Raw genomic sequence first — 10,376 nt, forward strand, 5'->3', positions numbered from 1 at the left:
TAAAAATTAAAACGTTAATTGAGCACCAAGACTGACAGTACGGAGAGTAGGATAACCTCCAAAAATTTCCGGGTCAGTCATTCCGTCCATATAGTCAAGGGAAAACAAGTTTGTCCCGTTGGCAAATATTCTAAGATTACTTCCTTTACGAATAAGATTTTTCAGCGTATAGCCAAGCTCTACATTTCGCAGTTTCAAGAAACTACCATTGCGTTTCCAGAAAGTAGAAGTACGGAAGTTTATATTATCCACTTCAGTCGTAAGCCTCGGATAGGTAGCTGTCTGAGCCGTCTCCGGAGTCCATCGCCCTCTAGCCATTTCCGGGATTCTGCTATCACCGGCAAATGCTGAAATGGAATAATAAACATCTCTTCGTGCTGCTCCCTGAAATAGAAAACTAAAATCAAAGTCTTTCCAGCTAATGCCCGATTCAAGATTCATCGTTATCTCCGGAATATTGTTATATCCATCCGGGTAAAAGTCATTGTCATTGATCACGTTGTCACCGTTCATGTCTCTATATCTGATATCCCCCGGACGAATGGTTCCCCATTCGTAAGTCAGTCCACTAGCATTAATCTCCTCCTGAGAGTTGAAAAAACCTTCAGCAATAAGTGCATAAGATTTGCCATAAGATTGCCCTGTACGCCGCTGGTAATCGTAAAGCTTTACCTCTTCCGCCATAAAATCTATCTTGTTATGGGCAAACCATGCATTGGCTTCTACATAAAATCGAAAAGGGTTCTTTGCTGAGTTGGTATATCTCAACATAGCCTCAAATCCACTGTTAGTCATCCGCCCCTGATTCAGATAAGGAGGAATCATCCCTAAAAAAGAAGGTAACGTTGCATCCGGTACAACCAAGATGTTATTACGCTTATGCTGAAAGTAATCGAAAGACATATCTATGCAATCGAAGAATCGCCCTTCAACACCAATATTGAACTTTTTATCTTTCTCCCATGTCACATCCTGATTGGCAACACGCCACTCACGAAGACTACCGGGATCGGTCGGTGCAACGCCAAACAAATAACCTTCGGCACCATTAAACGTTTGGTCATACATATAACGTTCACCACCAATTGCATCATTTCCTACCACACCATAAGAACCTCTGACCTTCAGAAAATCAACAAATGTGACATTCTTCATAAAACTCTCACGTGACAGTATCCAACCCAGCGAAGCTGCAGGAAAGAAACCAAACCGGGCATGTCCGGGAAACTTATCCGAACCTTCATAACTAAACGACACTTCCGCCACATACTTCTTATCGTATGCATAGGTCGCTCTACCTGCAAAACCTGCATGCTTCACAGGCAGATTGTCCGAAAGAATATTATATCTATTCCAGTTATAGAAATTTGATGCATCCTGATAACCTTCGGGCATATTTCTACGTGAAATTGCAAGTTCATCATAGTTGAACAACATAAATGCATTCACATCATGACGTCCAAAAGTGCGTCCATAGTTCAGAAATGCCCTGAGAGTTACATTATTCCATTCTTCGGCACGGTTTTCATCATTTCCTAAATCTGTATTTACCGAATGCTGATGGTAAAGCGGATTGCCATCAGCACCCTTTGTTATCGAATATCTGGAGTAACTACGTCCACGGATAGTATATCCTTTGAAATAATTATTGTAAGAAAGAGCTACCGAAGCGCTCAATCCCGGAGTAATAAAGTCCAGTTTACCGGTTAGTTTGATAGCAGAATTCAGCAAACGGGAGTTCCTCGAATAAAACCCCATATCGGTAATCTCTGCCAACGGATTTCCGCTTAATGCAGTTCCTCCGTACGAATTATCGGGATTATAAACCGGAAATGAGATAGGAGGAATGCCGTTAATCATGCTAAAAAGATTACTGTCACTCTCCCAACCGGGAGTAGTGTGATCTTGCACCATACCGCCCAACAGTACTTCTGCGGTAAGGTAGCGTGTAATATCAATGTCCACATTCGACCTGAAACTATATTTGGTAAAGTCGGCATTCTTCGTATTATCCGAACGGTCTGCCATCGGCTTGACTAAATTCTTACTATTCAAGACATTGAGCATCACAAAATAGCGTACACGCTCACCTCCTCCACGGAAACTAAGATCGTAGTTCATTATAGGGTTTACCTTTCTCAATGTTTGAGAAGCCCAATCCACATTCGGATGAAAATAGGGGTCACTCCCCGTGCGATAAGCTTCGAGATCTTCCGGCGAGTAATAGTAATCTCCTTTTCCATCATTCTTATAAGCCTCATTGTAAAAGCGTGCATGATCGTAACCTCCCATAAATTCCTCCATCCGCTTTGCCTGTTGGAAACCCACCTGAGCACGCAAGCTAACTTGCAGAGCAGAAGCACTTCCTTTCTTTGTAGTCACCAATAGTACTCCATTGGCTCCCCTGGCGCCATATATGGCAGTGGCAGAAGCATCTTTGAGTAAAGTAACCGATTCTATTTCAAAAGACGAAAGTTGAGTGAAATCGCACTCATACCCATCAACAAGCAAAAGCATCTTCTGCGCATCATCGCGGAAAGTCCCGATGCCTCGTGCAAACATACTGTTGGAACCAATACTGAATCCCGGCTCATTGCTACCTTCCATCAGTGTAAGACCGGGCAATCTCCCATATAACGTAGATGCAACATTCGTTGTGAATGTCCTCTGCAACTTCTCTCCTTCTACCGTAGAAATGGCAGAAGTCACCTTCCAAAACGGCTGTTTCTCATAGCCTATCTGTACGGAATCGTCATACTGCGTAACATCCTTGAAGGACGATTGGGCAGAAGCGAATCCCGAACCGAGAAGCAGAAACGTACTCAGAAATATTGTAGTGTATTTTAAAGCCATAGTAATTACTGTTTTATTATACAATAAATAGGTAATGATTCTAATAACCGGGATTTTGTACGATATACCCTTTGTTCACTTCGCTCTGCGGGAAAGGATTAAGATACATATACTTCGGGAAGAACCGCTTCTCAAAGACATAAGGTACATACTTGAAATCTGCCGGGTTGTTCTCCAACGGATATATCTTTATACCGTACATATCCCCTTTCATCACTCCGTCCTGTTCGCAGTCCAACCAGCGTCTCAAATCCCACAAACGATGGTTCTCATAAGCCAATTCAATGGCACGTTCGCGTTTTATAGCTTTGCGGAAATCGTTCTTTGACATTCCGGCCGGAAATTCCGGCATACCGGCACGATCTCTGATAACGTTTGCTTTCAGTCTGGCAGGTTCTGGAACAACTGTACCGGGGTCTGCCTCATTCAGCGCTTCAGCATAGTTGAGATAAAATTCGGCAAGCCGGAACAGCGTAACATTCGGAATGATTGGATGGTCGGACGAAAGGTCATATGGTACTGGTTTATGTGCCATTACTCCCCCCCAACAAGGTTGTTCAAGAGGGTTATTAACACTTCCCGAAGTCATATCCAATTTCTCAATCTGATTATTCCAACGGCTTGTGTGATAAGCATGCGTTTGTGCAAAACGCGGATCGAGTTCTGAATATTTGGCTAGTAAGTCATCTCCTCCGTTCTTCAAATCCCAATTTTGATCGGTTCCATCCTTCTTCTGATAAAGCATTACAAAATTCAATGGAACAGAAATACCTCCTTGTCCCTGTGTTTTGGGAGTCATCGGTTCGAAAGGCCAATGCCAGGGTCCCACTGCTCCCGAAGCCTTCTGAGCAAGAATTATCTCCGAATTATCATAAACATTCCAAGAGGTTAGATAATCTTTATCAGGTTGGTCCGTATCGATGAGTTTGCACCACTTTCCTTCTGTCTCGGCCCAAGTGAGAACTGCCAAAGCAGCATCGGCAGCAGCCTTCCAGCGACTGACATCAGTATTACCATAGCAGATGAGGTTATTGTCACTTCCCAAACTCATGTAAGGACTACCCGTATTAAACTGAGGACTTGCCGCATAGAGAAGTGTTCGTGCTTTCAAAGCCAGTGCTGCACCTTTATGAATGCGTCCACGCTCATTGGAAGCATACGAACTGGGCAACAGTCCGGCAGCATCCTCACAATCTTTTACGATGAATTTCACTATCTCCTCTACCGAAGAACGGGGAATCTTCATATCGTCACCCATATTCAAACGTTTGTCAATTTTGGGAATCCCACCGAACTTACGAAACAATTCAAAATGATTGTAGGCACGTATCCAAAGAGCTTCTCCCATTACACGGTTCTTGTAGTCATACTCACGGTTGGTAGGTTCGAAAGTAATACTGCCTATCCGTTCTATCAAGATATTAGCCCGGCGTAATGCTTTCCAACGGTCATCCCAACGTGTATCATGCGTAGTTGGTCCGGTTGAAGCATTGAGCGCTCCTCTGTTCCACACATGCTGGAAATACCACGCCATCGAAATCTCTCCCTCGTCGCAACATGGCGCGTAACCACCGCCACCTTCTCTACCCTGCCATCCAAGATCGGAAGTAACACCCAACCAATATGTACCGTTGATAAACTCCTCGAGATTTTGTTCGTTATCGAAAATCATATCTTCCGTCAGATCAACTCCAGGAGGCTTTTCGAGATAATCTTCACAAGATGTAGCTAAAAAGGCTGCCAACACAAAAGATATCACATATATTACTGTCCTTTTCATATCGTATGCATATTAAAAATTCACATTTAGTCCAAAGTTAAACACCATTGTTGTAGGATATGGCTCATAATTGCCATCACCCACAAAGGGGATTTCAGGGTCTTCGCCTTTCAATAGATTGTGCCATGTAAACAAGTTACTGCCATTAGCATAGATTCTGGTAGAACTCAGCCCCAGCTTCTTCAGAATACTGCCATTGAACGTATAGCCCAGTTCCACATTTTTCAGACGGAGATATTTCGAGTTGCGCACCCAAAGTGTAGAACGCTGATAGTTGTGGTCGCTCGAAATGGACAGACGAGGGAACTTAATCGCTTCGCCATTATCATACTTTTCCTGAGTCCAGCAATAATCATTCAAATAAGCGGGTGCACCGCCATCAGTGATGAAGCCACGGCTCATAGTAATGGATGCCGGGCGGGATTGGTTGGCTGCTCCTTGGAATAATACGGAGAAGTCGAAACCTTTCCAATTACCACCAAAAGAAATTCCATACATGATTTCAGGGAAACCGGAATAACCGATAGGTACACGGTCGTCTTCATTAATAACGCCATCACCATTCACATCCTTATATTTCACATCACCGGGCTGTATCTTGTTATTGTCCCAAATAGAACGTGGACGATTAGGGTCATTGACTTCCTCCCAAGTATTATAGAAGCCTTCTGCAATAAGTCCGAAATACTGACCGCTACGTTGTCCTGTGGCTCTCAGATAAGGGTATCTCGGTGCTACTTCATCCATTTCTATAACTTTATTACGTGCAAAGGTAAAGATTCCTTTTGCCCAATAAGATAACTGACCAACACGATCACGGAAAGTCAACTCCCCATCAAACCCTTGGTTTTGCATAATACCAAGATTGTATGCAGGAAGCTGTGCACCGGTGATGACAGGTGCTGTTCCCATACGGGTAAGGATATTGCTACGCTTCTCATAAAAATAATCTCCGGTCAGGCTGATTCTATCATCCCACAGCCTGATTTCAAGACCTATATTTGCTTTACGAGCACGCTCCCAAGTAAGATCAGGATTACCCAAAATCCCTTCGGAAGCAGAGCCATGCTTGTTTGCATTGACACCAACCTCTCCAAACCAATAGCCGATGTCAAAATCACCGCCACCATCTTTGGTGTAAGAAGTCGGTAGAAAGAGGAAGCGATCATCCCCCACCCAGTCATTACCAACTTCACCGTAAGAACCGCGTATCTTGAGGAAAGAAACTGCTTCTGTTTTTGGGAAAAACTTTTCCTCGGACACTACCCAGCCTAGCGAAAAAGCCGGGAAGAAACCGAATCGATGTCCCTTTGCGAAATTTTCCGTACCATTATAGCCCATATTGAATTCTATGAGATATTTCTGCCTGTAATCGTAAGTAGCACGACCTACAAACCCGAGATGAGCATTCGGAATTCCATATTTAAGGCGCGGGTCATACAACTTCCGCTGATTATAAAGCAACAAGGCACTCACGTTATGTTCCTTATCACCGCCGAAAGAACGGGCATAATCCAGTCCGAATTCAATATCTACCTTACGGGTTTTCCGGGAATCCGTATTGAGTGAAGGCGGCCGTTCCTGGCTTGCTTTCACATGTTTTGGCCCCCCTTCCTGATCATAAACCAAATAGTAATAAGGTAGTTCGGGATGATAGCTACGCTGATACCAGTAGTAATTCTGATAAGACACCGTTCCGTGTACAGAGAGTCCTTTGGTAAGAAAATCCAGTTTGTAGTCTGCCCTCACCTGAGCATTCAGATTATTTCCCTGATCTTTATCATAAGGGCTTCTCAGCAGATTGCCCAACGGGTTGTTGACAATACTATTGTCTCTGTTTTTAAGTACAGTCAGTTTGCCGTCAACAATGCCCGGTGCAAGATTAGGAGCCGCCTTATAGGCAGTGGAAAGTACATATTCCACACTGTTTCGCGGCCCGGAACGAGTATCCAACTGGTCGGACAAGCTCAACTTGATACCCAAATCATCTGTTACCTTAAAATCAAAATTCGCCCTGATATTGTATCGGTCATATTTAAGTTTGTAGTCTACGTCGGACATGATATCCGTATTCTTGTACAGACCTTCCTGATTGAAATATCCCAATGAAACGAAATACTTCACCCGCTTGGTTCCACCGCTGATATTCACGTTATGCTGCGTCTGAAATGCCCATTTCTTCAGAATCACATCTGTCCAGTCAGTACTCGGATAGAAAAGCGGGTCAGAATTGAGCCGGTAACGCTCTATTTCCGAATCCGTAAATTTAGGAATATAAACTCCTTTAAAATAGGCGTCGTTCTTCAAAGCCGAATTAAAGGTCTTCGCCCACTCATAACTCCCCATATTCTCACGAGTTTCGGTGAACGTAGCCAGTCCAAAATTACTGGAAAGGCTTACTTTCGGAGCACTTTCAGTTCCCCGTTTGGTAGTAATAATAATAACACCATTCGCACCACGTACTCCATACACCGCCGTAGCCGATGCATCTTTCAGAATAGAGATGGACTCTATCTCATTCGGATCGATGTTATTGAATGTTGCCGCCTCAATACCGTCTACCATAATCAATGGGGCGGACGGGTCAAACAATTCCGTAGATTGGGCAAATGTTCCCACGCCACGTATTCTTAATGTAGAAGCATCCTGCCCAGGTGCACCACTATTCTGTACGGAAAGAAGTCCCGGCATTCGTCCTACAAGCGCATTGCTAATATTTGCCTGTGGAGACTGAAGGAGGTCTTTCGTGTCGACAACTGAAATAGCTCCGGTAACAGTGGCTTTTTTCTGAACGCCATAGCCTACCACCACGACCTCTCCTATCGCAATGGCATCTTCCTGCATAAGTACATTGAAGTAAGTTTTAGTACCAATCAGTATTTTTTGTTCCTTGAAACCTATCATACTGAAAATTAGCGTCTTGGAAGTGGAAGGTACTTTAAACGAGAATGCACCGTCCACGTTTGTAATAGTCCCGACTGACGTACCTTCTGCCTGGATAGTTACTCCAATGAGCGCTTCTCCATCGTTTGAGGTCACTTTCCCTGAGATGGTTTTCTGCGACCCTTGAGAGAAGGCATTCATGGCAAAGCATAGCATAAAGGATACCAAACATAGCAAGTAACATCTTGTAAACGTTGATATTCGCCATTTCAAGATATAATGATTCATATCTTTTTCCATGAGTTTTTTAATTTAGCAAGTCCCGTGAGAACGGCAAATGCAATGATTAGAAATAATTTTAACGAGTATAGTAAGACATATATCCGAAGAAGATTGCCTACTGAGAAAAGAGATGATTAGCCCGATTCAATGTGTTTCTTCATAAGCCTTGGTGTTTTTAATTAGTATTTTCGTCAACTTAACTGATTGCAAATGTAAAGGTGTTTTGCTCAAACGACTTTCCCTATTGTCACATGATACTTCGATATTGTAACAAACATAAAAATTTGCTTTAAAATCACCCTATCCACAAACCTTTTTAACCTACAATTCCCTTCAAAAAGCCTTATACAAACATAAAAAGGAAATTATCTTTCAAAAACGGGCTGGTTACCATAGAGAATAATCTTGTTACAAGAAAGGAAAATCCTGATATAACAATAGCTTATCTTTGCACATATCCATTACTAATTAAAATCATTACCATGAAAAAGAAACATCTCACAGGTTTAATAATTCTAGCAAGCCTGTCCATTCCCGGTTGTGCTGATAATAACGCCAAAGACAACCATGCAAACACAGGAGAAAACATAGAAAATAATATAAAATGGTATCCTGTCCCGCAACCGGCAGACAAGCCTATCGACGCTACCGTAATACTTCCCGCAGCACGGGATTATAACTCTTATAGCGGGGTTCCGCTAAGAGTTCTTTTTAATAACTGGGTACGTGACCCTTTTATACTGAATGCACCGGATGAATATTATTATATGGTGGGAACACCAGAACTCACGACCTTGCCTGCTCCTTTGAAAAGCAGTCCCGAATCAAACGGCTGGTGGTATAACGACGGCATCCCACTTTGGCGTTCAAAGAATCTGAAAGACTGGGAAACAATGGGATATGTATGGACTTTCGAAAAAGATGCTACCTGGTCGAAAGAATTCAAACTCTCTCCTAATACCCAAACACCCAACAACGATCCGGTACGTTGTATTTGGGCTCCTGAGATTCATTATCTGAAAGGTACTTACTGGATCGGTTATTCAATGAATTACGGCGGAATAGGAATACTAAAAAGCACAAGTGGCAAACCGGAAGGTCCTTATGTCGATATAAAGACCGATGGGCCTCTACCAGGACACATTGACGTAGCACTATTCGAAGATACGGACGGCACAGTTTACTATTTGTGCGACGGATATAGCATAGCCCGTATGAAAGACGATATGAGTGGATTAGCAGAACCCTTGAGGGATCTGAAGTTTAACCCCACTCCACCTTGGGGAGAAGGTATCAATATGCTTAAAGTGGGAGAAAAATACGTATGGTATAACTCTTCGAATACCTTCACTACAATCAACGGAAAAGAAGCACGCACGTATGACTGTTTTTCTGCCACATCATCGGGGTCAATCTATGGACCTTACAATAATCGTCATCGTGCCATCACTTATGCCGGACATAATAATATCTTTAAAGACAAGAAAGGTTATTGGTGGTCTACGCAGTTTCACCCACAACCACATATGGAGAAAGCAATCGAACCTGCCCTTATTCCAATTGAAGTTTCTCCCGAAGGCGCTTTGTCTATCAAACGCTCATATCCACGCCCTATATGGTATATTACAACCACAGAGCCGAAAGGTAACTGGCTGTCTATGTATTTTAAAGATACGGAATGGGATAAAAAAGAAGGCGCATTCGGAAATCCGGAAGTCATGAACCACGGCACATTCAGTGACGTTGGTTCAGAATATTCTTCTGATAAACTTTGGATGAGAAAAAACTTCTCTATTGATACACTTCCTGAGCAACCCGCTCTATTTCTTCGCCATACAGGCTCCGTCAATATTTGGATCAATGAAAAATTAATTTATTCAAATGAAAACAATCTGATAGAATATACAAAAGAAACCATTAATAAAGAATGCCTCCAAACAGGTAACAACATTATAGCCGTAGTCTTTGAGAATAAAGCTCCTTATTCATACATTGATATAGGACTTGTAGATTGTGTGAAGCCTTAAGAAGTACATTTGGTATAAATTGTTTTTATAACAAAAAAACGCCCCATCGTAACCACTACGACGGGGCGCCTTCATTAGCAACGTAATGCTAATATTAACACTAAATTATTTAAGAGAGAGATTTATTTCTTCTTGTCGGGAGCTACTTCCGGAGTCACCAGTTTCTTGATTGATTTCGTATTCAGATACAGGAAAGCCAACCTCGGTGGTCCGTCCTGTGTAACCAGTTCCAATGAATCAGTTGTCAGCTTTCCGATGCGTTCACGTGTCTTATACACTTCCGTCTTTCCATTGTCTTCCTTGCTGAATCCTTCGATAATCAAATAGCCGTCTTTATCAATTTTCCAAGTCTTTAAATCCAAAGAAGGGATATTGACTGCAGAGCATTTTCCCCCTTTTTTGAATTCAAATCCTTTGAATTCACCTGTAGACTTGTAGGTATAAGGATTGCACCATTTACCAATAATTTGTTTCTCTACTTTGCCCTGTCCGTAACTGCTGAATGCGAAGCAAGACAAAGCCATAGCTGTAATTAATAGTTTCTTCATTTT

The 10,376-nt window shown here is 42.6% G+C and carries 5 protein-coding genes; 1 reads left to right on the forward strand and 4 read right to left on the reverse strand.

Translation table 11 applies throughout. The annotated features are described in order from the left end of the window. Positions 1 to 6: 6 nt before the first annotated feature. From BQ7997_RS14125 to BQ7997_RS14135, 3 genes are read right to left on the reverse strand one after another with little or no spacing between them, the layout of a single operon-like run. Positions 7 to 2,853 (reverse strand): SusC/RagA family TonB-linked outer membrane protein, encoded by a 2,847-nt coding sequence (locus BQ7997_RS14125; RefSeq protein WP_073346962.1) that lies wholly within the window; start codon positions 2,851 to 2,853, stop codon positions 7 to 9. Between the two features lie 40 nt (positions 2,854 to 2,893). Next, positions 2,894 to 4,633 carry a RagB/SusD family nutrient uptake outer membrane protein gene (locus BQ7997_RS14130; protein WP_073346963.1) on the reverse strand — a complete coding sequence of 580 codons (1,740 nt, stop codon included), beginning with the start codon at positions 4,631 to 4,633 and terminating at the stop codon, positions 2,894 to 2,896. 12 nt (positions 4,634 to 4,645) lie between these two features. After that, entirely contained in the window at positions 4,646 to 7,804 is a 3,159-nt protein-coding gene (locus BQ7997_RS14135) for a SusC/RagA family TonB-linked outer membrane protein (protein WP_073347434.1), read from the reverse strand. Positions 7,805 to 8,280: 476 nt separating this feature from the next. Here BQ7997_RS14135 and BQ7997_RS14140 point away from each other — a divergent pair, with 476 nt between their 5' ends. Then, a complete protein-coding gene (locus tag BQ7997_RS14140; protein ID WP_073346964.1) occupies positions 8,281 to 9,825 on the forward strand; it encodes a family 43 glycosylhydrolase in 1,545 nt (514 codons plus the stop codon). A gap of 122 nt (positions 9,826 to 9,947) precedes the next feature. Here the strand turns inward: BQ7997_RS14140 and BQ7997_RS14145 are convergent, their stop codons facing one another. Continuing rightward, entirely contained in the window at positions 9,948 to 10,373 is a 426-nt protein-coding gene (locus tag BQ7997_RS14145; protein ID WP_073346965.1) for a lipocalin family protein, read from the reverse strand. Positions 10,374 to 10,376 lie beyond the last annotated feature (3 nt).

This window comes from Bacteroides congonensis (genome assembly GCF_900130125.1).
Lineage (GTDB): Bacteria > Bacteroidota > Bacteroidia > Bacteroidales > Bacteroidaceae > Bacteroides > Bacteroides congonensis.

Coding starts and splice junctions, on each gene's coding strand:
- BQ7997_RS14125 (WP_073346962.1), bottom strand. CDS start 2,853: ATGGCTTTAAAATACACTACAATATTTCTGAGTACGTTTCTGCTTCTC.
- BQ7997_RS14130 (WP_073346963.1), bottom strand. CDS start 4,633: ATGAAAAGGACAGTAATATATGTGATATCTTTTGTGTTGGCAGCCTTT.
- BQ7997_RS14140 (WP_073346964.1), top strand. CDS start 8,281: ATGAAAAAGAAACATCTCACAGGTTTAATAATTCTAGCAAGCCTGTCC.
- BQ7997_RS14145 (WP_073346965.1), bottom strand. CDS start 10,373: ATGAAGAAACTATTAATTACAGCTATGGCTTTGTCTTGCTTCGCATTC.
- BQ7997_RS14135 (WP_073347434.1), bottom strand. CDS start 7,804: ATGAATCATTATATCTTGAAATGGCGAATATCAACGTTTACAAGATGT.